General features: G+C 50.3%; 16 protein-coding genes. All 16 read left to right on the top strand.

Annotation, left to right across the window (positions count from 1 at the left end; all coding sequences use genetic code 11):
* Positions 1–287, top strand: a 287-nt coding sequence (locus tag KVT36_RS23330) for a DUF1501 domain-containing protein (RefSeq protein WP_217605859.1), incomplete at its 5' end; no start/stop codon positions are given.
* Between the two features lie 46 nt (positions 288–333).
* Positions 334–2508, top strand: coding sequence for an FN3 associated domain-containing protein (locus KVT36_RS23325; protein ID WP_217605858.1), 2175 nt, complete (start codon positions 334–336; stop codon positions 2506–2508).
* Between the two features lie 5 nt (positions 2509–2513).
* Positions 2514–3155, top strand: coding sequence for a DUF1826 domain-containing protein (locus KVT36_RS23320; protein ID WP_217605857.1), 642 nt, complete (start codon positions 2514–2516; stop codon positions 3153–3155).
* A gap of 232 nt (positions 3156–3387) precedes the next feature.
* Entirely contained in the window at positions 3388–4152 is a 765-nt protein-coding gene (locus tag KVT36_RS23315; protein WP_217605856.1) for a penicillin-binding transpeptidase domain-containing protein, read from the top strand.
* A gap of 235 nt (positions 4153–4387) precedes the next feature.
* Positions 4388–5392, top strand: coding sequence for a LacI family DNA-binding transcriptional regulator (locus KVT36_RS23310; protein ID WP_217605855.1), 1005 nt, complete (start codon positions 4388–4390; stop codon positions 5390–5392).
* A gap of 262 nt (positions 5393–5654) precedes the next feature.
* Entirely contained in the window at positions 5655–8846 is a 3192-nt protein-coding gene (locus KVT36_RS23305; RefSeq protein ID WP_217605854.1) for a TonB-dependent receptor, read from the top strand.
* Between the two features lie 19 nt (positions 8847–8865).
* On the top strand, positions 8866–10698 hold the full coding sequence (locus tag KVT36_RS23300) for a RagB/SusD family nutrient uptake outer membrane protein (RefSeq protein ID WP_217605853.1): 1833 nt from the start codon (positions 8866–8868) through the stop codon (positions 10696–10698).
* Between the two features lie 24 nt (positions 10699–10722).
* On the top strand, positions 10723–11931 hold the full coding sequence (locus KVT36_RS23295; protein ID WP_217605852.1) for a glycoside hydrolase family 172 protein: 1209 nt from the start codon (positions 10723–10725) through the stop codon (positions 11929–11931).
* Positions 11932–11947: 16 nt separating this feature from the next.
* A complete protein-coding gene (locus KVT36_RS23290) occupies positions 11948–13801 on the top strand; it encodes a hypothetical protein (RefSeq protein WP_217605851.1) in 1854 nt (617 codons plus the stop codon).
* Positions 13802–13820: 19 nt separating this feature from the next.
* Positions 13821–14630 carry a glutamine amidotransferase gene (locus tag KVT36_RS23285; RefSeq protein ID WP_217605850.1) on the top strand — a complete coding sequence of 270 codons (810 nt, stop codon included), beginning with the start codon at positions 13821–13823 and terminating at the stop codon, positions 14628–14630.
* Between the two features lie 7 nt (positions 14631–14637).
* On the top strand, positions 14638–15864 hold the full coding sequence (locus tag KVT36_RS23280) for a hypothetical protein (protein ID WP_217605849.1): 1227 nt from the start codon (positions 14638–14640) through the stop codon (positions 15862–15864).
* A gap of 1 nt (position 15865) precedes the next feature.
* Positions 15866–18016 (top strand): hypothetical protein, encoded by a 2151-nt coding sequence (locus KVT36_RS23275; RefSeq protein WP_254640165.1) that lies wholly within the window; start codon positions 15866–15868, stop codon positions 18014–18016.
* 7 nt (positions 18017–18023) lie between these two features.
* The gene (locus KVT36_RS23270; RefSeq protein ID WP_217605848.1) at positions 18024–19196 is read left to right on the top strand and encodes a glycoside hydrolase family 172 protein; all 1173 of its coding nucleotides are present in this window, start codon (positions 18024–18026) and stop codon (positions 19194–19196) included.
* 42 nt (positions 19197–19238) lie between these two features.
* Entirely contained in the window at positions 19239–20531 is a 1293-nt protein-coding gene (gene hisD, locus KVT36_RS23265) for a histidinol dehydrogenase (protein WP_217605847.1), read from the top strand.
* Positions 20528–21487, top strand: coding sequence for a hypothetical protein (locus KVT36_RS23260; RefSeq protein WP_217605846.1), 960 nt, complete (start codon positions 20528–20530; stop codon positions 21485–21487). Before hisD ends, KVT36_RS23260 begins: the two co-directional genes overlap by 4 nt.
* Before the next feature lie 26 nt (positions 21488–21513).
* Positions 21514–23724, top strand: a complete 2211-nt coding sequence (locus KVT36_RS23255; protein WP_217605845.1) for a DUF2961 domain-containing protein — start codon at positions 21514–21516, stop codon at positions 23722–23724.

The following is a 23724-nucleotide window of genomic DNA, read 5'->3' as shown; positions in this document are numbered from 1 at the left end:
ACTACTGCCAGGGTAAGATGACCGCAGATAATTATGGACGTGATCATCATCCGCGCTGTTTCTCCATCTGGATGGCCGGCGGTGGTGTAAAACCCGGCATTGTATACGGGGAAACAGACGAGTTCGGGTATAACATTGTGAAAGACCCGGTGCATGTGCATGATTTTCATGCCACCATCTTACACCTGATGGGACTGGATCACGAAAAATTAACTTTTAAACACCAGGGGCGCCGTTATCGTCTTACAGATGTAGCCGGTAAGGTCATCCCCGGATTGATGGCCTGATTAAGATCGTTGTTGATAACAATTCATGTAAACTGAGGAGCGTATAATGACAGTGAAGCAGCCGTCCAGATGGCAAAGCGCAGGCAGCAGCCTGTTATTTGCAGGCAATATTTTTATCCTTTTCCTACTGATCTTCGGCAACCGTGTGGTATTACCGCCGTGGTTGCAGGTACTGGGCAGAATGCATCCCTTATTGCTGCATTTCCCTATTGTGCTGATCCTGGTAGCAGGCGTTTTAACGTTTATCCGCCTGCGTGAGCCAGCTGCTGAAGCATGGAAACAGCACCTGGCCAACGTTTTATTACTTGCAGGTGCGCTCAGTGCAGTCATTACCGTTATTATGGGCTTGTTCTTATCCGGTGAGGAAGGATATAATGGCAGCGGCACTTTACAATGGCACAAATGGAGCGGCGTAAGTGTGTGCTGGCTCACTTCTTTATTATACTGGCTGGGCCGGCCGGGTATAAGCCGGCCTGCAATACAGAAAGGCGGGGTGCTTATTACTGCGCTGTTGCTGGTGGTGACCGGGCATTTCGGGGCAGACATCACGCACGGCGAAAACTTTGTATTGGGACCCGTAACCCCTGCCGGAAAAGGACCGCAGGTGCCTTTTGACCAGGCGCTGATATATGAGCACCTGGTAAAGCCGGTGCTGCAGGAAAAATGCATGAACTGCCATAATGCAGCTAAGGCAAAAGGCGAGCTGGCAATGGAGCTGCCGGCGCAGCTGTTGAAAGGAGGAAAGAGCGGGAAGCTGTTTGTGGCCGGTAAACCTGGAATAAGCCTGTTAATAGAGCGGCTGCATTTACCGGTGGATGCGAAAAAACATATGCCGCCTGCCGGCAAACCACAGCTCACACCGGAAGAAGCGGACCTGCTTTATTACTGGATCAAAGGCGGCGCTGATTTCAAAACAAAAGTAGCTGCATTGCCGGTACATGACAGCCTGCGCTTATTGGCTGCTGTTATGTTACAACCTGCTCCATCAGCGGCCCCTGTTTATCAATTTGCAGCGGCAGATGAAAAGCTGGTGCAAAAGCTGAACAATAATTACCGCGTTATTTATCCGGTAGCGCTGAATGCAGCGCCACTGGTGGTGAACTGTTATAATAAGGACCGGTTTAATAGTAAATCGATCGAAGAGCTGCTGCCGCTGAAAAAACAGATCATAGAAATGCACCTGCAGAAAATGCCGGTGCAGGATGCAGATCTGAACATCATAGCACAGTTTCCCGAGCTGCGGGTACTGAACCTGAGCTTTACTAACATAAAGGGCCAAACGCTGCCCGCCCTGGTAAAGCTGCCACACCTGGAAAGCCTTTCACTGTCGGGCACCCCGGTTACCTTGCAGCAGCTGCAGGTGCTGAAAACAATGCCTGCATTGAAAGAGCTGTACCTGTGGAATACCGCGCTCACTGCTGCCGAGCTGGATCAGCTGCCGGCAGCATTTAAAACAGTGGCTATTATCAGGGGATTTACAGATGATGGTAAACAACCGCTAAAACTGAATCAGCCGCTGTTGGTGAATACAATGCCGGTTTTCCGCAATACTACCCAGCTATTGCTGAAGCATCCCATTAAAGGGGTGGAGATCCGCTATACAACCGATGGGTCGGTACCAGACAGTGTGAGCTCGCCCCTGTTTAAAGATAGCCTGCTGCTGCAAGCCAACACTACTATCCGTGCCATTGCCTGCAAAAAGGGCTGGTATGCGAGCGACCCGGTGCAATTCAATTTTTACAGATCTTCGTATACCCCTGACAGTGTGGTATTGCTCACGCAACCCGATGGAACTTATGCCGGCGCAGGCGCCAAAACGCTATGCGACGGGCAGAAAGGGGGAGCAGACCAGGGCAATCAGAAATGGCTGGGTTATGTAAAAGAGCCTATGGTAGCCATGCTGCTATTTAAACAGCCCATACCCCTGCAGTCAGTTTCAGTAGGTATCTTACGGAATATTAACGGGTACATTTTCCCTCCCGCAAAACTGGAAATATGGGGTGGTACAGATGTTAAGCACCTGAAGCTGCTGAAAAGGATTTTTCCCGCAGCAGGGAAGAAGAACGATCCTGCTGCCGCCATGGAAATAGCAGGTACCTTTCCGGTTACCAATGTTTCCTGTGTGAAGCTGGTAATGGATCCTTTGGTAAAAATACCCGGTTGGCACCCTGGCAAGGGAAGCAGGGGATGGGTGTTTGCAGATGAAGTGTTATTTAATTAGCTATTATGATAGATTTATATCATGCTGAGAAACAGATTCAGTATGTCGCGAGTTTTCAGGATCTTGTTGCTACACCATTTAATGGAGAAATTAATGCGATCTGCTGGACTCGTGAGCTAACAGGTGATTTTTCTGAGATTATTAAAAAGGTAGAGCTAAGCGGAAATATAACGGAAATTGAACCGGAGGAGCTTCGTGAGCTTCAGTTGAGTGAACAAGGGCAGCTTGCCCGTGAAATTCTTTTAAATGACCTGAAGGTATTGAAAGCTCATGGCGCATCGCCCATCCTTAATGTGATCAGCTATTATGACCGGGATAATACCTACCCGTTTTTTCCAACCGATGTTTATTCCTTTCATGTAGATCGCTCTCCCATACCAACCGATACCTTTTTATGCACCTACTATGGTGCGTCCAGTGAAATATTGCCAAATTCACAAGGCCAAAAGAAAGTGCTTATTCCGGAAATACGTGATGAGCTCAAAAAAATATATCATGGAGCAGAGGAAGGTTTTGAATCATTCTTAAGTGAACATTTTTTTGATCTGCACTATGAAGCTAAACCTGATGCGCGTCCAATAAGCTTAGGCCTCGGTCACCTATGCAGGTTGGCGGTTGATCATCCTGAAAGTCAGGTTCCTCCTTGACTTCACCGTGCACCAAAGGAAAGATCCGGACAGAATAGGTTATTAATGATCTGCTGAGTACAATAAGTCATCACAACCACATTTTCCGGATCATGCTCTCTAATTGATGTTTAAATCGGGCAGATTGCGGACTGTATTGTAATATTCGTCGATCATAACCGTTTAAGAAAAAATTCAGTTCGTATCTTTTACGGTTATGATAAAACAGCTCATATTCCTCATCTTATTCAGTATGGCAGCTATCCGGTCTGCCGGGCAGATCAATCTTGCCCAACCATTTGAAGATTGCCAGATTAAAGGCAGCATCACATTGTTTGACTACAAGGAAAAAAAGCGGATATCAAGTGATATCAATGACAGTCATATCCCTACGCTGCCGGCATCGACCTTCAAAATAATAAATACACTGATTACGCTTGAATCGGGTGTTATCGCGAATGAAAATCAGATCATTCAATGGCCCGGATGGACAGATACCGTCAAATATGGTTATCGTCCGGATATTTATCATGACATAAGCATGAAAGAAGCGTTCAAGGCTTCAGCCGGCTGGGCGTATGTGGAACTGGCAAAGAAGATAGGTAAACCCAAATATAAAGATTATCTGACTGCCAGTAAATACGGCAATGTGGACCTTTCTGTAAATGATGACGATTTTTGGAATTTCGGGAATCTCGCGATCTCGCCTGTGAACCAGATTGAAGTATTAATTGGTGTATATGAAGAATCGTTGCCCTTCAGGAAAGAGTCCTTTAAGATACTCAAGGATATGATGATCGAGCAAAAAACGGCGGATTATACATTAAGGGCAAAAACAGGATGGACAAGGGACCATAGTAAGGACACCGGGTGGTGGGTCGGTTATGTGGAACGCGGGGAGCATGTTTATTTCTTCGCGACAAGGTTGATAAAAGATAGAAGCGTGCCGAACCCGGATTTTGGAAAATGCAGGAAGGAAATTACGATGGAAGTTTTCAGGCAATTGGGAATAATGTGAGTAAGATAACAGTGAGCCGGCTGATAGGGGATGAGCACCTGAGAATGAATATGAATACAGCAGTAAAGATAATTTGAATAAAAATGAGTTCCGGACGATCCGGCCAGGCAATGCATCGCTAAAAAAGTATCCCCTTTATCTTTTTTTTAAAATTTTGTTTTTTTTCTCAAAAAGGCAATTATATTTGTGAAAATGAATACGCATTCATTTTTTCATTCCCGTTAAAAAGCAACCCTTGGAAAAAAAGAATTACACTTCACAGGATGTAGCGGAAGTAGCAGGCGTTTCACAGTCTACTGTTTCCAGGGTTTTTGCAGGCAACACAAATGTGTCGGAGAAAAAGCGGAAAAAGATACTTGCGGCGGCAGAAAAGCTGGGCTATAAGCCCAATGCGCATGCCAGGAGCCTTATCACGCGCAAAACCATGATGATCGGCATCGTGATGCGCAACATCCGGAATCCCTTTTACTCCGCAGTGCTGGAGATCTTTCATAACCGTTTTTCAGCCCTGGGGTACCATCTTATCTTTATCAATTCAGAAAACGAAGAAATACAGGAAAGTGAGGTCACGCAGCTGCTGGAATATAATATAGAAGGGGTTATCATCACGGATGCCTTATTATCCTCCTCTGCTTCCGAAAAATTCAAACGCCACGGCATTGTGGTCGTACTGTTCAACCGGTATACCGAACAGCTGGAAAGCAGCGCCGTATTCTGCGACAACTACCTGGCCGCCAAACAGATCGCCACCTACCTGGTGGAGCTGGGCCACCAGTCATTCGCTTTTGTTTCCGGCCCTTCTGATACCTCCACCACCATCGACCGGTTAAAGGGCTTTAAAGAAGTACTGCAGGAGAGAAGTATCACCAATCTCATGATAGAACCAGGTAACTATACTTTCGAAAGCGGGTTTAAAGCCGCCCAGGAGCTGATGACCAGGAATAAAAACATTGATTGCATCTTTTGCGGCAATGATATTATAGCCCTGGGTGTAATGGATGCTATCAGAACTATCGGCCTCAGGATCCCCGAAGATGTGTCTGTAGTAGGTTTTGATAATATCCGTATGGCCGAATGGCCTTCCTATTCCCTTACAACCTGGGAACAGCCGCTGGAAGAAATGGTAGACACTACCGTTGAGCTGCTGGTGAATGAGATCGGTGATACGAATGCTGAACCACAGATCGTGATGATGAAAGGACACCTGGTAGTGCGCAACACCGTAAAATCCAGGAAGTAGATTTTTTTTGTCTTTTTATTTTTTGAATACGTAGTCATTTTTCAGATAAATAGTCGTTTATTGACCGTAATGCAGCGTTGCGCCGGTGATCCATTCACAGGCACAGCGCCCATATCAGCCAGAAATCTCCATAGCCGGATGATGCTATGAAGCAACGTAAGTTCCTGCAGGAAGGATAAGACCTATAGCCGGCCCACGGGCTTTCATGTTTTCACGTTACGCAAAAATTGAACAAACGCCGAACCCTTTAAACCTATTATTTATGCAATTCTCCACGGGATCCAGGTTCACCCATCATTTGTTCGGAAAAACGGCTGGCAGGTACCTTTCTGCCGCCTGGTTTTTCACTCCTTATGCAGTGTTATTGCTCACCTGCAGTATGGCGCCGGCTGCTCTTAAAGCCACTGCCCGTAACAATGCCACGGATGCGGGGCACCCGGGCATTGCACAGGTGCGCTCTTTTGTGTTATCCGGTACGGTCACCGATGAAAACGATGCGGTTTTGCCAGGTGCATCCGTGCGCATTAAAGGCACCTCTAAAGGCACAACCACCGATGTGAACGGCAAGTTCATGATCGAAGTGGAGCATGAGCAGGACTCGCTGATAGTCAGTTTTACGGGCTACTACAACACCACCATCAAAGCAGGCAATCAAAGGACCATTACCGTAAAACTTATACCCGACGAAGAAAGCCGGAAGCTGAACGAAGTGCAGGTAGTAGGTTACGGTACGCAGAAAAAGATCACCATGGTTGGCGCCATTTCTTCTGTGTCTCCCAGGGAGATCCAGAAGTACTCCACGCCTTCCCTTACCAATGCCATCGGCGGAAAGCTGGCAGGCATCATTACACGGCAAACCTCCGGGGAGCCGGGGTATGATGCCGCGAAGGTATTTATCCGCGGCCTGGTATCGCAAAGCGGCACCAATAAGCCACTCATTATTGTAGATGGCGTGGAGCGCGAATTACAGGATTACTGGACCACCATGAACATTCAGGAAATTGAAAGCTTTTCCGTACTAAAAGATGCTGCTTCCACCGCGGTGTACGGCAACAGGGGCGCCAATGGGGTGATCATGATCACCACCAGGAGGGGCGCCGTGGGCAAACCTAATGTTACCTTCAGGTCAGAGGCCGCCATTGTGGTGCCCATGCGCATTGAAGATAATATTGACGGGTATGAATATGCGTTACTGCATAATGAAGCCCTTACCAATGTTGGTGAACCGCCAAAATTCTCGCCGGCTGAGATACAGAAGTATAAAGACGGTTCGGATCCCTACATGTACCCCAATGTGAACTGGTACGATGTGGTATTGAAAAAAAGGACCCGGCAAATGATGAATAACCTGGGCGTATCCGGTGGTACGCAAACCGTGCAGTATTATCTGAACCTGGGTTATACCATACAGGAAGGTATTTATAACGAAGACCCTGCCAACAGCTATAAGACCAACGCCGCCCTGAAACGCTACAATTTCAGGTCGAACATAGATGTTAAGCTGAGTAAAAGATTTTCACTGGCATTAGGTCTTTCAGGGATTATTTCCAATACCAACTTCCCGGGTACGGATGCCGGAAGGATCCTTATGGGCCTGAAGCTTACGGCGCCGAATACCTACCCCGTTAAAAATCCCAATGGCAGCCAGCCCGGCGCTTTTGGCGATCTGCAATTAAATCCATACGCGCTGGTCACTCAAACAGGCTACACCAAACAATTCTACAATACGCTGGTAAGCAACCTCGCTGCCAAATGGGACCTTTCCTACGTAACACGGGGCTTGTCTGCCCGCGGCCTGGTGGCCTTTGATGTGGTGGACATTACCCAGAACATCCGGCAAAAGACGCCGGCCACCTATTCTTATGCAAAGGATCCTGTAACAGGCGCTGAAACATATAAGCAATGGTCTACCGAATCACCTTTGGGTTTTTACAACCGGAATGAAACCTACAGAACCATGTATGCGCAGGTGGGGATCGATTATGAACGCGCTTTCGGTGATCATCATGTAACGGGTATGCTCACGGCAGAAAGAAGGGAATTCACCAACGTTAATGCCGGCAATTCTATTGAGAACCTTCCCGAGCGGCGGCAGGGCCTTATCAGCCGCCTTACCTACCATTATAACTACAGGTACCTGCTGCAGCTGAGCGCGGGTTATAACGGTTCCGAGAACTTTCCCAAGGGCAAGCGGTATGGCCTTTTCCCGGCCATTGGCGCAGGCTGGATAGTATCCAACGAAAAATTCTGGAACAAGAACGTAGTGAACCTGCTCAAGCTAAGGGGCAACTACGGCATTGTGGGCAACGACCGGATCGGGGGAGCGCGTTTTCTGTACCAGAGCACTTATAACAAGTCGGCCCCGGGTTATGTGTTTGGCCTGGACCAGAACCGTGATCCCGGTGGTAAAAGCGAGGCACGCATCGGGAATATGAACGTAACCTGGGAAACAGCTTATAAAACAGACCTTGGATTTGATCTCGAAATGTTCGACAGCAGGATTACATTGTCCACCAGCGTTTTCCACGAGCGCCGCGAAGGGCAGCTGCTGGAACGGAAAACCATCCCTATTTATGCAGGTTACCCTGGTGGCACGGTGCCCTTCGCCAATGTGGGCATCACTGAGAACAAAGGATTTGAAGCCACCTTACAGCTCAGGAACACCTCCAAAGGCGGGTTTTATTATTCCTTCACCGGCAACTTCACCTTTGCAAAAAACAGGATCATTGAAAATGATGCTCCGCCATCGCTATATCCTTACCAGGACTTCAGGGGAAGCTCCATTGGCGCTAACCTGGGCTACCGCGCACTGGGTTTTTTCCAGGACCAGCGGGATATAGATAACAGCCCTTCTCAAACCGCATTACAGTCTGTGATCCGCCCTGGCGATATTAAATACGAGGATATTAATAAAGATGGACAGATCACTTCAGCAGACCGTGTGATCATCGGCAGCTACGGCTCCGAGCCGCAGATCATGTACGGCTTTGGGGCTACAGGGGCCTGGAAAGGGTTTGATGCCACCATCTTCTTTACGGGAGCAGCCCGCCGTGATTTCTTTTTCACGCAGGGCTGGACCGCCTGGGCCTTTTCCGGTCAGGCCGGTTATTACAACGTAATGCAGCAGGTGTATGATAAACGTTTTATAGTAGGCGGTAATAATGAGCAGGCGGAATTTCCGGCAGTAAGAGCAGGCAGTACCAACAACTACACCGGTTCCACCCTGTGGCAAAGAAGCGGCGATTACCTGCGGATCAAGAACGCGGAGATCGGATACACCATTCCCGTGAACCTCACCAAAAAAGCAGCGCTGAAAAGCATCCGGGTATTTGTGCAGGGAACCAATCTCGCTACCTGGGATAAGATCAAGGTGATCGACCCTGAATCGGATTTCGGCACAGGCGGTTATCCTATTCCGCGGAACTACAATTTCGGGCTGGAAGCTAATTTTTAGTCAACTTAAATCAGGTATCATGAACTCATATATCATTCTCCTGCTGGCCGCAGTACTGCTTTTTACGCCATCCTGTAAAAAGGATTACCTGGAGAAAACACCGGATGAAGACCTGACACAGGAGCAGGTATTTACCAACGCTATTTTCGCCGAACAATACCTTGCCAATATCTATTCACACCTTCCGAAAGAGCTGGCGATGGTGGATAACCCCTGTGTGGGATGCGCGGTGAATAATGCGTTCAATGCCGCCTCAGATGAGCTGGAGATCAGCTATGAGCCCAACTTCACCAACGCCATGAACAACGGTAACTGGAATGCTGATTCGTATGTGCAGGATATCTGGTCGCAAAGCTACATTGCCATCCGCAAAGCGAATATATTCCTGGAAAACATCGGCAAGCTGGTGCCATCCGAATTGGCAACGGAAGACAAGATCACTAACTGGAAAGGAGAGGCCATGTTCCTGCGTGCGCTTCATCATTTTTTCCTGATCAGGGCTTACGGCCCCGTACCGATAATAGACAGAACGCTGCTGCTGGATGAAGACCTCACAGCTTTTAAACGCCAGCCCATTGAAAAGTGTGTGGAGTTTATTGTAAGTGAATGCGACAAGGCCGCCGCGCTGTTGCCGCTGAGGATAACGGCCACTACTGATTACGGTAAACCCTCTAAAGTGACCTGTATGGCGCTGAAGGCCAGGGCGCTGTTATATATGGCCAGTCCGTTGTGGAACGGCAATCCGGATTATGCCTCCTTTAAAGACAAAGAAGGCATGCGCCTGTTCCCGGATTTTCAGGCAGCGAGATGGGAGGCCGCCGCCGCGGCAGCAAAAGCCTGTATAGACCTGGCGGAATCTGCCGGACATAAATTGCACCGCTCAGGCGCCGATCCTGTAAAAAATTACCAGGAGGTATTCTACATTAATTTTAACGAGGAAGTATTTTTTACCAGCAATGATCCCGATTATCTGAACATAGACGCCTATAGCGAACCCAGAGGAATGGCCGGCGCCGGCTGGCCTTTGCAGGATGCTACACAGAATATTGTGGATGATTATGAAATGGCGAATGGCATACGCCCCATCCTGGGATATAATGCAGACATGACGCCTGTTATCAACCCGCTTTCCGGCTATAATGAGAATACTCAGGCTGTTACCGCCACCGATCACTATTATGCCGGTACCCGCGGAATGTATGTAGACCGGGAGCCCCGTTTTTATGCCAGCATCAATTTCACGGGCGCAAAGTTTAAAACCGGCCCTCCGCAGAACAGGAGCACGCCGCTGGAATTCTGGAAAGGAGGAATTGACGGCCGGCCGTTCGACGCTGGTGCAAATTTCAGCGAAACAGGGTATCTTATGAAAAAACTAACGAACCCCTCGTACGTTATGCAGCCCAAAGCAGGGCCCATCAGAACCTGGATATTTTTTCGCCTGGGTGAGCAGTACCTCAACTATGCCGAAGCATTGAACGAAGCACAGGGGCCCTTGCCGGATGTATATAAATACGTGAACCTGATCCGCGACCGTGCAGGCTTGCCGGGCCTGTCTCCGGGCCTCTCGCAGTCAGATATGCGGGAAAGGATCCGGCATGAACGGCGGATAGAGCTGGCCTTTGAAACACACCGCTATTTTGATGAGCATCGCTGGAAGATCGCCGAGAAGACAGACAACGCAAACATTTATGGCCTGGATGTGCTTACGGACGGCTACAACATATCCAGCGACGCTTTTTATGTAAGAAAAGTGGTGGAGAAAAGAGTGTTTGAAAAGAAACATTATCTGTGGCCCATTCAGCAGCGTGAGCTTGAAAAGAACAGGAACCTGGTGCAGAACCCAGGCTGGTAAGCTATCATCAAACAACAAATACAAATGGCAAAATTATTCAACAGCGGGTGCATGTTGTTGCTATGCTGCTTTTTTTTCGAAACCACACATGCGCAGCAACTATACGAGCTGCCTGCGGGTGCTGAAACGCAATGGGTAAGCCTGGAGAATGCTTCCGGTACAAAAGGAAAGGGCGGCATGGAAAACAAAGGCGCAAAAGGGCACGCATCAGAATGGATAAAGGCAGGCGAACGGAAAGTAATGATGGATTACAACGGGGCAGGAGTGATCAACCGGATATGGATGACCATTATCGAAAGAAGCCCGGCTTCGCTCCGTTCCATTTATATTGAAATGTACTGGGACGGCGCCGCCAAACCTGCGGTGTCAGTGCCCCTGGGAGATTTCTTTGGCATAGGGCTGGGGCGCAGAACAGCTTTTCAAAGTGCGCTGTTCTCCGACCCTGAAGGCAAATCATTTAACTGTTTTATTCCAATGCCTTTTAAAAAACATGCGAAGATCGTTTTTGTGAATGAGTCCAAACACAATCAGCTGCTGTTTTTTGATGTGAACCTGACGAAAGTGAAAAAGCATCCGCAGGAGATCGCGTATTTCCATGCATGCTGGACCAGCAGTACAGACAGCATGCCAGGGAATGACTTTGAAATACTGCCGCAGGTAAAAGGCAAGGGGCGTTTTTTAGGCACTAACCTGAGCATCATCCCGGACAAGATCTACGGCGATACCTGGTTTGGCGAAGGGGAGATAAAAATGTACCTGGATGGTGACAAACAATATCCCTCGCTTGTTGGCACCGGTACTGAAGATTACGTAGGCTCTGCATGGAACCTTGGTCCTTTTGCACATCTGTACCAGGGTGCGCCTATTGTTGATAAACAAAAAGGACAGTATGCATTTTACCGCTATCACATTCCTGATCCCGTTTACTTCCAGACGGATTGTAAAGTGACCATACAGCAAATGGGCGGCGGCGGAAGGGACAAGATCAGGGCTATAGCAAAAGCAGGTGGTAAAGTAAAACCTGTTTCCGTGATGACGCAGAACGGGCTGATAAAACTGCTGGAGGAGCCTGCGTATCCTGATCTGATGGACGACAGGTTTCCGGCAGACGAATGGGTGAATTTTTACCGCGTGGACAATTATTCCGCCACAGCCTATTTCTACCTGGACAAACCGGAGAACAACCTGCCGCCGCTGGCGCCACTCGCACAACGATTAAAAGGCATTCTCTAATAAACCGGGATCACATATGAACTGGCACCAAATAGACATCTGGATAGTAGGGATCTATATTTTGCTCATGCTTGGCATAGGGTTCTGGCACCGCCGTTTCGCCAACAAGAGCATGGATAATTTTTTCCTGGGAGGCCGTAAAATACCCGGCTGGCTAAACGGTATTTCCTATACGGCAGCATTGGTGAGCCCTGATGCAGCAACCGGTTACGGCGGCCTGGCAGTGGCCACCGGCGGCTTCATTTGCTGGTGGTACCTCAGCCGGTTTGGCCTGGCGCTTTTTCTTGGAGGCGTATTGTTTGCCGTTTTCTGGCGCCGGCTTAACCTGTTCACTACCCTTGAATTTTATGATCTGCGTTTCCCGAAAGGCGCCGCTGCCGCCATGCGGCTCTGGATTGCCATCCGTACTTCCATGGTGGCCATGCCTGCCTGGACGGGCATTACACTGCTGGCTGCCTGTAAGATCATGGGACCGGCTTTTAACCTCTCCAAACTGGAAACATTATATCTCGTAGTGCCGGTTTCACTTCTTTTTGTATTCTCTTCAGGATACAAGGGCGTGGTGATCTCGAATTTTATACAGATGATCATTTTTCTCATCGGCACATTAATGCTGGCCTGGCTTACGCTCCGGCACTTCGGCGGCGCTGAGGCAATGGTAACCGCCATTCGCACTAAGTTCGGCCCCTCGGGTGCGGAGATACTGGGCTCCATACCACCTAAAGATCATGCGGTGTTTCCCCTTGCAGCTGCATTGGGATGGTTGCTGGGACAAAGCATCGGCTACGGCGGAGATGCGGCTCCCATGGGCGGGGCCATGGAAGGGCAGCGCATTCTTTCCACGCGCACACCGGCAGAAGCGCTGACCATGTATGTGGTTACAGCTATCAGCATGTTCCTGCTGCTATTGCTCGTTACATTACCCAGCATCAGTGCGGCGGTGATGTGGCCTGAATTGCGGGAGGCCGGTGCTGACCGGGAGCTGGTGTACGGGAGGTTAATGAAAACATTGCTGCCCGTGGGTGCTATGGGATTGATGGTAGCCGCCATGCTGGCCGCCACCATGTCTACTGTAGGCGATAATCTCAATTTCGGCAGCCAGGTGCTGGTGAGCGACATCTACCGCCGCTGGCTTGTACCCAAAGCAAAAGAAAGCCATTACATGCTGATGGGAAAACTGGGCATGATCATCATTCTTGCCCTGTCAGTTGCCGTTGTGTTCAATGTACTTATTATTACAGATGTGGCCATTTTTATGCTCTCTCTCAGCGCCGCAGAGCTGCCCGCCAACTGGGCACAATGGTGGTGGTGGCGTTTCAATGGTCCTGCACGCGTAACCGCTTCCTTTGGTGGTGCGGGTATTTTTTGTCTGGTGGTGTTAGGCCCCAGGTTACTGGCTTTTTTGGATGTTCCCTGGGCAAACAGTTTAGTGATACCCTGGTACTGGCAAACACTTTTGGTAATGGGCCTCACTACCGTATTGTGGGTTGCCGTGGCGCTGCTTACCAAACCCGATCCGGATGAGCTGTTGCGTAAATTTTACGTCAGGGCGCATCCGCTGGGCTGCTGGACGCCCTACAAAACACTGGACAAACAAGGCCCTGCCGGCTCGTTCAAGCTGGTATTCCGCGGCATATTCATCGCCGCCCTGGGAACTGTGTCTGTATCGCTGCTCATGCTGGGGCTTACCCACGCATGGTTTGCGCGGTATCCCGAAGGAATACTGACTGTTGCAGCAGCGGTCATCACCTTTATTATTTTCTGGAAACTGGCGGAAAAATACCTGGCAGTGCTGGCGTTGCGGGCAGCGGATAATGCTTTGCCCATAACCGTAAAAGAGGAAGAACCGGTCATGAACAACATGAATTAATTATAAAATCAGATAAAACATGAAACAAACGACGGACGTAAAACGGGAGCACATTCTTTACCTGGGCGACTGGGTATTCAGCGTGGGACCGCTATTTATTGAAACACCTTTTGGAACGGAAACTAAAGATGCAGACCTGCACTTTTATGGAAAAAGACTGGTAAAAGCCATTGATCCGGTGGTGGATGTAACCAGCATGGCCAACTGGGAATTGTACCGCATGCAGCCCGGCAGGCTTGAAGAAATACTGGACACTTCAACCGGTCTTATTATCAGCGATGTGGAAGCAAAATGTTTTCACCTGTTCCCCAGCTTTTTTGACCGTGCGCAGCGGAAAGATACAGTGGTTACTTTCCCTGACCGGCTTACCACTATTAAAAACTGGATCGCAGACGGCGGCGGCTTGTTAATGCTTGGCGGCTGGCTGTCATTCAGCGGTGCATTCGGTAAAGGCGGCTGGGGAAGAAGTTCTTTCTCTAATGCGTTACCTGTGCAGTGCCTTGCTACAGAAGACCTGGTTGAATCTTCTGCCGGCTTCACAGCAGAGCTGTTGGTGCCCAGTCATCCGGCCGTAAAAGGATTGAGCTGGGATACCTTTCCACCGATCTTCGGTTATAACGAGGTAACCGCCAAACCTGAAGGGGAAGTGCTGGTACGTGTGAAAGAAACCGGTGATCCGCTGGTAGTGGCAGGAGAATATGGGAAAGGCCGCATTCTTACTTATATGTCTGATCCCGCACCGCACTGGGGTTTAAATTTTGAGCTGTGGGACAGCTATGATGCCTTCTGGCAGCAATCGCTTAACTGGGTAAAAAAACAAGGCGCTTAGCAATCATATGGAACCATTGCAATTACTGGCCGGCACTTCGGTAACAGACATTACACCGCCGCTGGAAGTGGGTTTGCTCACTTCCTCTGTACACGGGCTGTATGCACCTTTTCAATCAGTAAGGCTGCCGCTGAAAGCCCGTGTACTGGTATTGGGCACGTTGAAGGACCTGGTGGCAGTGGTGTCGTTGGATCTGCTGGCGCTAAACGATACAGCGGTTGGCGGATGGCAGCAGTTCAAAAAAGAACTGTCTGATACTATTCCGCCGGACAGGATCATCATCACCTGCACGCATACACATAACGGTCCGGAATCAGTGGCTTTATCAGACCTGTACCGCACGCCGGTTTATAAACAATGGCTGGCAGGTGTGCAGCAGCAGGTCAAACAAGCCATTCAGCAGGCAGCTGCGGCAGCGCAGCCCTGCCATGCATCGGTGGCTGTTGCCAGGCTGGAAGGTTATTCCCTGCAACGCCGCATTCCAACACCGGAAGGGATAATGATGTCTGATGCCATGCAGCCTATAACACCGGAGCTGCTTGGCAGGGAGCCTGTTGACCGCCGCGTGTATGCGGTAACGTTAGAAGCTGATAGCGGTGATGTCATAGCTACGCTGGTACACGCCGTTTGCCACCCAGTACATGAAATGTGCATACCGCATATTTCCGCAGAGTTTCCGGGTGAAATGTGTTTAGCGCTGGAAGCATCCGGTAAGCACGGCATGCCGCTTTTCCTGAATGGGGCAGCAGGCGATATCAATCCTCCCACCGTGTCCGGCGGGCAGGTATATGCGCAACAGCATGGCAAGGCGCTGGCCGCATTGGCAGGGCAGGAGCGGGGCGTGTTGTGCGCCGGCGCATTCCGTTATATACACAGCGAAATGCAGCTGCCTGTGAGACCGGAAGCAGGCGTAACGCAGGCTGCAGAGGCCCTTGCAAGGTTCAATGCTATTGCCATCGGCTCCCTCGCCCTGGTATTCATTCCCGGTGAGCCCTTTACAGCAATCGCTTTTGCCATTGAACGGAATTCGCCTTTTGAACACACCATCGTAGCAGCATATGCAGAGAACACCATCGGTTATGTGCCTACTGAAAAGGCATTTGAAGAAGGCGGTTATGAAACCGGCCCGGGCAAATGGTCTTACCTGGGAAAAGAAGCGGAAGCACTCATTATTGCGGAAGCGCAACGGCTGCTGGCAGCATTATCTGCTACATACATTCCAATAACTAATTGATATGAAGACAATAAAGGCAACAATTTTTCTCTGGATATACATCCTGCTTGGTACAGGGCTTACGGCCCATGCAGAAAAAGGAAGGGAAGTTTATTTCTATGGCAATGTGCGGAACGATCTGTACCGGCTGCTGCAGCGCGAGGGGTTTACCATACGGAAGTACAGCACGCCGGAAGCCGCGGTGAAAGCCGCGCCACAGGGAGCAGGGGTTTTAATACTGGGAAGTAACTATCCGCAGGCAGACCCGGTGAACCGCATTACGCGCCAGCTGCTGGATGAAGCAGGCAAAAAATCGCTGCGGCTTTATATAGAATATCCTGTATCATTCCCCGGCCTCGATATTCCTGCAAAGCCCCTTGAAACAAAATTTGAACGCGGCGTTATTACCGCAGATGTTTTCGGTGATGAGCTGGCGCCTATGAGTTTACTGGGTATTCACAACTGCCACATTCTGCCCGTTACCGCCGGCAACCCGCTGATAGTACTGGCAAAAGTGGTGGGATTTGATAAAGCGGAGTACGGGCTGGCCGGTACCAAAACATATCCCTTGCTGTTTGAACGGGACAATGCACTGGTTTGTATGACAGGTCTGAGTAATTTCCAGACAGGGCGTTACGGGCCCCAGGCCTCCATGAAATCAGTGTGGGCCTACATACTTTCCAGGATCACCGGCATAAAAAACATCACACTGAATAAGTGGGAAGAAGATGTGCGCCCGATGTATAACAAAACAGCATCCCTGCCTGCCGGCGCGCGCCTTAACAGCATTCGCAAAGGCGCGGCGTGGTTTGATAACGGCCGCTTTTTTATACATCCTGCCTGGAAGGTGTATTGGCTCGAACATGATGGCAGGAACGGCACTACACCGGTAGGTCCGCCGGTACCCGCAGGTAAACCTGATGGCGATGGTAGCCTGGGCATTATTGAAGGGCATACCTCCACCATTTATTACGACGGCAGTCAGCAATACCGCTACTGGATGCGCGCTGATGTACAGGGCGAAGCCAGTATGGCGCTGGCGGCTGCAGGACGGCTGTTCAACAATCAAACTTATAAGGACAAATCGACCCGCCTGATCGATTTTATGTTCCATACCTCCAATCTGCGTGCAGGCGCTAAAAACGATCCTGCCAGCCCTGCTTACGGCCTTATCGGCTGGGCAACTACTAACGCCGGCACATTCTACGGCGACGATAATTCCCGGGCCATCCTCGGCGCCATTGGTGCAGCATCGTATCTCAACAAGGGTAATTGGGATAAGGAGCTGGCGGAAGCCATCATGGGCAACTTCAGGACCACCGGCAAACTGGGTTTCCGCGGAGAGCGGCTGGAGGAAGGGGATATTATCAAAAACGGTCTGCCGTTCTACCAGCAGCGTGATCTCATTCACATTTCCCCGCATTTTGAATCCTGGATGTGGGCCTGTTACCTGTGGTTGTACGATAAAACGAAATACGAACCGCTTTTATCCCAGACAAAAAAAGCCATCCGGATCACGATGGAAGGTTATCCCGATAAATGGCTTTGGGGCAGCAGCATGCAAACCCAGCGCGCCCGCATGATACTGCCACTGGCCTGGCTGGTGAGAGTGGAAGATACCCCGGAGCACCGCGAATGGCTGGATAAAATGGTCAATGAAATATTGAAATACCAGGATGAGAGTGGCGCCATCATGGAGGAATTGGGCAAAGGCAAAGGCATGTTCAGGGAGCTGAAAAAAAATGAAGACTATGGTTCAGATGAAGGATCACTGATATTCCGCAACGGTGAAAAAGTAGCCTGCATGCTGTATACCTGCAATTTTGCGGTGTTCAGCCTCAATGAGGCTGCAGCGGCAGCCGGCGATAAAAAGTACCGCGATGCCGCCAATAAGCTCTCTGATTTTCTGACAAGGATACAGGTGCAGAGTGAAAAGCACAAAGATGTGGATGGCGCCTGGTTCAGGGCTTTTGACTACGGACGATGGGACTACTGGGCATCCAACTCCGACGCAGGCTGGGGCGCATGGTGCACACTCACCGGATGGATCCAAAGCTGGATCGTTACCACACAGGCGCAGATACAGCAGCGGGAAAATTTCTGGGATCTGACCAAAAATTCCGCGATCGGTAAACCGGCTAACACCGTTATTGAATCAATGATGCGTAAATAAAAAATACATGCAAGCAAGAATAATAATCATTTTCATATGCCTGTGCGCCATATACGCGCAGGCGCAAACACCCGCCAGCGACCTGGCCGCGCTGTCGCAGATCCAACAGGGTATGACCTCCAAACGGGTCAGCAGCTACGACAGGACCGGTGGCAACGATGATTTTCTCCGCATAGAAAAAGATGAAAAGAAGATCATCTTCGACGTGAAAGGCGCTGGCATCATCAATCATATCTGGATTACCATGGCGCCCGAGCCGGGTGCGCTGAACCGGAATGATATTATTATCAGGATGTATTGGGACGGTAAGGCGGAACCTTCCGTAGTATCGCCCATAGGCCCTTTCTTCGGGCAGGGATGGGGTGAAGCCTATGAATTCAACTCCCTGCCGCTGATTGCCGGGCCAGACAGGGGTAAGGGGCTGGTCTGCTATTTCAGCATGCCTTTTGCCAACGGCGCAAAAATAGAAATAGAGAACCAGGCCGGCCGGCCCATCGACAATTTTTATTATTACGTGGATTATGTGGCTATGGACAAGCTGCCCGCTAACTCGGGACGCTTTCACAGCTGGTACAATAAACAGCTGGCCGGTTCCGCGGGGGATGGCGGTGAAAATGAATGGGGCATTCTCGGTAAAACAGGAAACAACACTACCGGCAAGGACAACTACGTATTTGCCGACATAAAAGGTAAGGGCCATTTTGTAGGCGTAAACTATTATGTGCATTGCCCTACCCCGGTATGGTATGGTGAGGGCGACGACATGATCTACATTGACGGTTCCCCTTCAGCAACGCTTCACGGCACAGGCACGGAAGATTATTTTAACACCGCTTTCTGTCCGAAGAACATTTTTCAGCACGCCTACTTCGGTTACCCGCGCGTGAATAACGACATGGGATGGCTGGGCAGAACACATTTGTACCGCTTTCACATCACCGACCCGCTATACTTCAACAAGTCGTTTAAATTCACCATAGAGCACGGCCACAACAACGTACTGACGCTGGATCTGGCCAGTGTAGCCTACTGGTACCAGAGTGAAGCCACCGCCGTGCCGCCCATACCAGGCAAGGAAGCCAGGGCGCCCAAGCCCCTCATCAACATCGGCGATTTTCACCGGTGGAGAAATGAATGGCGGAAAAGCAAAGGCAATGACCCCACGTTATGGGGAAATTGATCATACAAGTTAACCAGGCCTACGGGCGAAAAATTGAAACCAATGAGCAGGTATTTGAAAAAAGGGAAAAGTGAATCCGACATTAAGAATGCAGATGCGGACATCAGGAAAACCGTTGGAAAGATCATCAGCGACGTAGAAGAGAACGGCGACCTTGCTGTGCGGAAATATGCAGCATCATTTGACAACTGGCAGCCCGGTTCATTCCGGTTAACGGACAGTCAGATCAAAACGATCGTTGACCGCATGCCTCAACAGGTGAAAGACGATATCCGTTTTGCACAGCAGCAGATCCGTTTTTTTGCGGAGCAGCAGCGGGCCTCTATTTCGGATATTGAAATAGAAACGCTGCCCGGTGTATTCCTGGGGCATAAGAATATCCCGGTGAATAGCGTGGGTTGTTACATTCCCGGCGGGCGGTATCCCATGGTGGCAGCTGCTCACATGAGCATTATCACCGCACGGGTGGCCGGCGTAAAAAGGGTTATTGCCTGTACGCCGCCAATCAACGGCAACATTCCGGAAGCCACTGTTTGCGCCATGCATTTTGCAGGGGCAGATGAAATTTATATCCTGGGTGGCGTGCAGGCATTGTGCGCTATGGCCATCGGCACCTCTTCCATTTCACCGGTGGATATGATCGTGGGGCCGGGCAATGCCTATGTAGCAGAAGCAAAAAGACAGCTGTTCGGCCGTGTAGGTATGGACCTCTTTGCCGGCCCTACGGAAATACTGGTGATCGCCGATGAAACCGCGGATGCCGAAATGGTGGCCTGCGACCTGCTGGGACAGGCAGAGCACGGACCTACCTCACCTGCCGCACTTATCACCACTTCCGTCACGCTGGCCCATGAAACGCTGGCGGAGATCGAAAGGCAGCTTCAGTACCTGCCTACAGCGGATATTGCACGGGTGGCCTGGCGCGATTGCGGATCAGTGATCATTGTGGACAGCCGGGAAGAAGCGCTGCGCGAGGCTGATATGCTGGCCTATGAGCATGTGGAAGTACTGACAAAAGACCCGCAGTTCTTCCTGGACAACATGACCAATTACGGTGCCTTGTTCCTGGGTGCAGAAACGAATGTAGCATACGGCGATAAAGTGATCGGCACAAATCATACGCTGCCTACCATGAAAGCCGCCAGGTATACCGGGGGCTTATGGGTAGGGAAATTCCTGAAGAACTGCACCTATCAGCGCTGTACGCCGGAAGCAAGTGTTATGATCGGCGAATACGCCATGCGCCTCTGTGAGCTGGAAGGTTTTGCCGGACATAAGGAACAAGCCGCATTACGCGTGAAGCGGTATTCCTCACCGCACAAATCTATCGTATGAAAATCAAGCTCATTTTTTTACTGGCAGGCATGCTTTCCGCCTTTCACTGCATTTATGGTCAAAACACGGGTTATCTCATCCCGGAAATAAGCGGCCCCTTTGTGCACATCTTTAATCCTAACGATACGCGGAAGGAGGGCGACAGCGCCTGGTACACCAATGACCATACATTTATCAAAGGCCGCAACGGTACCTGGCATGCCTATGGCATCATTCACCACCTGCCTGTAAAACCCTGGGATGAGAAGCGGCTTTTCCATATATCCGCCTCCTCCATTAAACAGGCCAAATGGGAAGACCATGGTTATGCCATGACGGCGGAACCCGGCGTGGAGCGCGTATTGTGGGCGCCGTATGCCTTACGGGAAAAGGGAACATATTACCTGTTTTACAACACCGGCAATATGCAGCATAATGCACCGGAGTATGCATCCTGGGGGCAGCTGCGCCTGGCTGCCGGCAAAGATCTTTTTAACTGGACGCGGCACGACCGGAACCCGCTTTTCAGTGATCCCGGGCATGCCCGGGATTCTTACGTCATGAAATACAAAAACAAATACTATTACTATTATACCAGGGTACTAACGGAAACGGACCTCCGTTCTGCCGTAGCTGTGCGCACCGGCCCTGACCTGCTGCACTGGAGCGGCCCGCACATAGCCCATATACAGCCGTACAAGATCTATTGGGGGGGAGATGCGGAGAGCCCTTTTGTAGTACGGCATAAGGGCCTGTTCTACCTTTTCATCTGCAAGGCCATGACAACTTATAACCTCACGGCCGTGTACTGGTCCAAAGACCCTGAAAATTTCCCGGTAGAGAACCTGGTATGCACCTTACCCGTGCACGCGGCTGAAGTGATCTACGATAAAAAAGAAGGCTGGTTCATTTCAAATACAGGATGGGATAAAAAGGGGCTTTATCTCGCCCCCTTAAAATGGAAAAAAGCTAACTGATATAAACGCTCAAAACCGGCAATTATATGACCGCACTCCGGAATTTATTACTGCTGCTGTTTTTTGTACCGCTGTATGCGCATGCACAGCAGCGCAAAGTCCCCACCGGCTACGATGCTTGCCGTTCATGGGAAAACTTGCCGCAGCAGCGCATTGGCGTACGCGCATATATGCGCAGCACCTATGCCCGCACCGGCGGCGGATACGATGCTTCGAATTTTCTTTTTATGAATAAAGAAGATGAAAACGTGACGCTGGATGTAAAAGGCGCCGGCGTGCTGTATTTTTTCCGGGCCAATCACTGGCACGGCAGCCCCTGGCATTTTATGGTGGATGGGAAGGATAACATCGTATCTGAAACCGCTACTGCTAACCCGGTGGATGCCGTGAAAAAGTTCAAAAGCACTGCGTTTATTCCCGCTGCTTCTTTCCCCGAGCCCCTGGCCTGGACCTGGGGTACCACCAAAGGCGCTAACCTGATCTGGGTTCCAATAACCTTTCGCGATTCGCTGCGGATCGCCTACTCCAGAACGTTTTACGGTACCGGCTATTACATCTATCATCTGTATGCCAATAAAGATGCGCTCTCCAAACCATTGCGCAGCTGGAATATTGGCCAAATGCCTGACCGTGATATAACAGACCTGCTGAACCGCGCAGGCACTGATATTGCGCCGCAAAACATTAAAAAAGTACAGGGCCGCGTAAAGCTGGACAAACCAACCGTATTGCTGGCCAGCATTACATCCGCATCCTCTTCCCTGAGAGCTTTAAAACTTACCCTGCCGCTGGAAAAAACAGAGGCGCTGGAGCGTGTGCGGCTGCGCATAACCTGGGACGATGCAGCGCAGCCTTCCATCGACGCTCCTTTGTGCCTGTTCTTTGGCGCAGGCACTTTCTACAACCGTGAGCGGAAAAGGTATCTCGTAAAAGGCCTGCCCGTCAATATCAGTTACGACTATACGAACAATAAGCTGCAGCTGGCCTGTTATTATCCCATGCCTTTCTTTAAAACAGCCAGGTTCGAGCTTACAGGTATACAGCCGGATACTGCAGAGATCAGCTATGAGCTCCGTTATGAACGGTCTAAGATACCTGCGGGCAGGAGCACTTATTTTCATGCCACTTACCGCGACTTTCCGAAACCTGAGCTGGGGCAGGACATGACCTGGCTGGATACACAAGGCGCAGAAGGCCACCAGGAATGGTCTGGCAGTTTCCTGGGCACATCTTTTATATTCTCTCACAACGCCAACCTGAGCACGCTGGAAGGCGACCCGCGTTTCTTTTTTGATGACAGCCGTACACCGCAGGCATATGGAACAGGCACTGAAGAATGGGCTGGGGGAGGTGATTACTGGGGAGGAGAGAACATGACGCTTCCGCTTGCCGGGCACCCTTGTGGGGCCACGGAAAAGAAAAAGGCCGTCAATGACAAAGACCTCATTCAATCCGCCTACCGCTTTTTGCTGGCCGATCTGATGCCATTTGGCAAGCGCGCCATGATCCGCTTTGAGCATAACGAAAATGTAGCGCAGGAACATTATGAAACGGTCTGCTACTGGTACGGCCTGCCCGCCCCCTCACTGGTTAAAACCGATTCCCTGGATATTGGCCAGCCGGCCGATGAACAGCAGCATAACTATCATTCACCGCAAGCCTCAGCAGTGAACACCATCCGTTCAAGATATGAATGGGGCCCTGATACCTATCCCGCTCATGCCTGGGGTTATGACCTGCAAAACAGGCCGGGTTATAAGGAGCTGATAGGAAAGGAGATCTATCCCGCGCATGTGGAAGACGGCCGCACTACCACCGGTACCTCAGCGTTCACCCTGCGCCTCCGCAAAGACAATATGGGTGCACTGTTACGCAGAACGCTGGATTATGCTTATCCTAACCAGACAGCGGAAGTATTTGTCGCAGCAGCAGGATCAAACGACTGGCAGAAGGCCGGTACATGGTACCTGGCAGGCGCCAATACCTATGTGATATCCAGGCCGCCCGGCGAACTATCGCCGCGGCAATACAAGGTGGAAACATCCAACCGCCGTTTCCGGGACGATGAGTTCCTTATTCCTGCCGCGCTTACAAAAGGCCGCGATGTTATCAGGGTAAGGATCACCTTCATACCCAACGCGCAGGAATTATATCCCGGTCATCCGTTCCCCCGCCAGAGTGTGTGGAGCGAATTGAAATATGACGTTTACAGTTACATTCTTCCGGCTTTTAAATGA

Source organism: Chitinophaga sp. GbtcB8, from assembly GCF_019091455.1.
GTDB lineage: Bacteria > Bacteroidota > Bacteroidia > Chitinophagales > Chitinophagaceae > Chitinophaga.
This window is presented reverse-complemented; position numbering and strand designations above follow the sequence as displayed.

Excerpts from the sequence above, each read along its gene's own strand:
- KVT36_RS23325 (WP_217605858.1), top strand. The coding sequence starts at position 334 with ATGACAGTGAAGCAGCCGTCCAGATGGCAAAGCGCAGGCAGCAGCCTG.
- KVT36_RS23320 (WP_217605857.1), top strand. The coding sequence starts at position 2,514 with ATGATAGATTTATATCATGCTGAGAAACAGATTCAGTATGTCGCGAGT.
- KVT36_RS23315 (WP_217605856.1), top strand. The coding sequence starts at position 3,388 with ATGGCAGCTATCCGGTCTGCCGGGCAGATCAATCTTGCCCAACCATTT.
- KVT36_RS23305 (WP_217605854.1), top strand. The coding sequence starts at position 5,655 with ATGCAATTCTCCACGGGATCCAGGTTCACCCATCATTTGTTCGGAAAA.
- KVT36_RS23300 (WP_217605853.1), top strand. The coding sequence starts at position 8,866 with ATGAACTCATATATCATTCTCCTGCTGGCCGCAGTACTGCTTTTTACG.
- KVT36_RS23295 (WP_217605852.1), top strand. The coding sequence starts at position 10,723 with ATGGCAAAATTATTCAACAGCGGGTGCATGTTGTTGCTATGCTGCTTT.
- KVT36_RS23290 (WP_217605851.1), top strand. The coding sequence starts at position 11,948 with ATGAACTGGCACCAAATAGACATCTGGATAGTAGGGATCTATATTTTG.
- KVT36_RS23285 (WP_217605850.1), top strand. The coding sequence starts at position 13,821 with ATGAAACAAACGACGGACGTAAAACGGGAGCACATTCTTTACCTGGGC.
- KVT36_RS23280 (WP_217605849.1), top strand. The coding sequence starts at position 14,638 with ATGGAACCATTGCAATTACTGGCCGGCACTTCGGTAACAGACATTACA.
- KVT36_RS23275 (WP_254640165.1), top strand. The coding sequence starts at position 15,866 with ATGAAGACAATAAAGGCAACAATTTTTCTCTGGATATACATCCTGCTT.
- KVT36_RS23270 (WP_217605848.1), top strand. The coding sequence starts at position 18,024 with ATGCAAGCAAGAATAATAATCATTTTCATATGCCTGTGCGCCATATAC.
- hisD (WP_217605847.1), top strand. The coding sequence starts at position 19,239 with ATGAGCAGGTATTTGAAAAAAGGGAAAAGTGAATCCGACATTAAGAAT.
- KVT36_RS23260 (WP_217605846.1), top strand. The coding sequence starts at position 20,528 with ATGAAAATCAAGCTCATTTTTTTACTGGCAGGCATGCTTTCCGCCTTT.
- KVT36_RS23255 (WP_217605845.1), top strand. The coding sequence starts at position 21,514 with ATGACCGCACTCCGGAATTTATTACTGCTGCTGTTTTTTGTACCGCTG.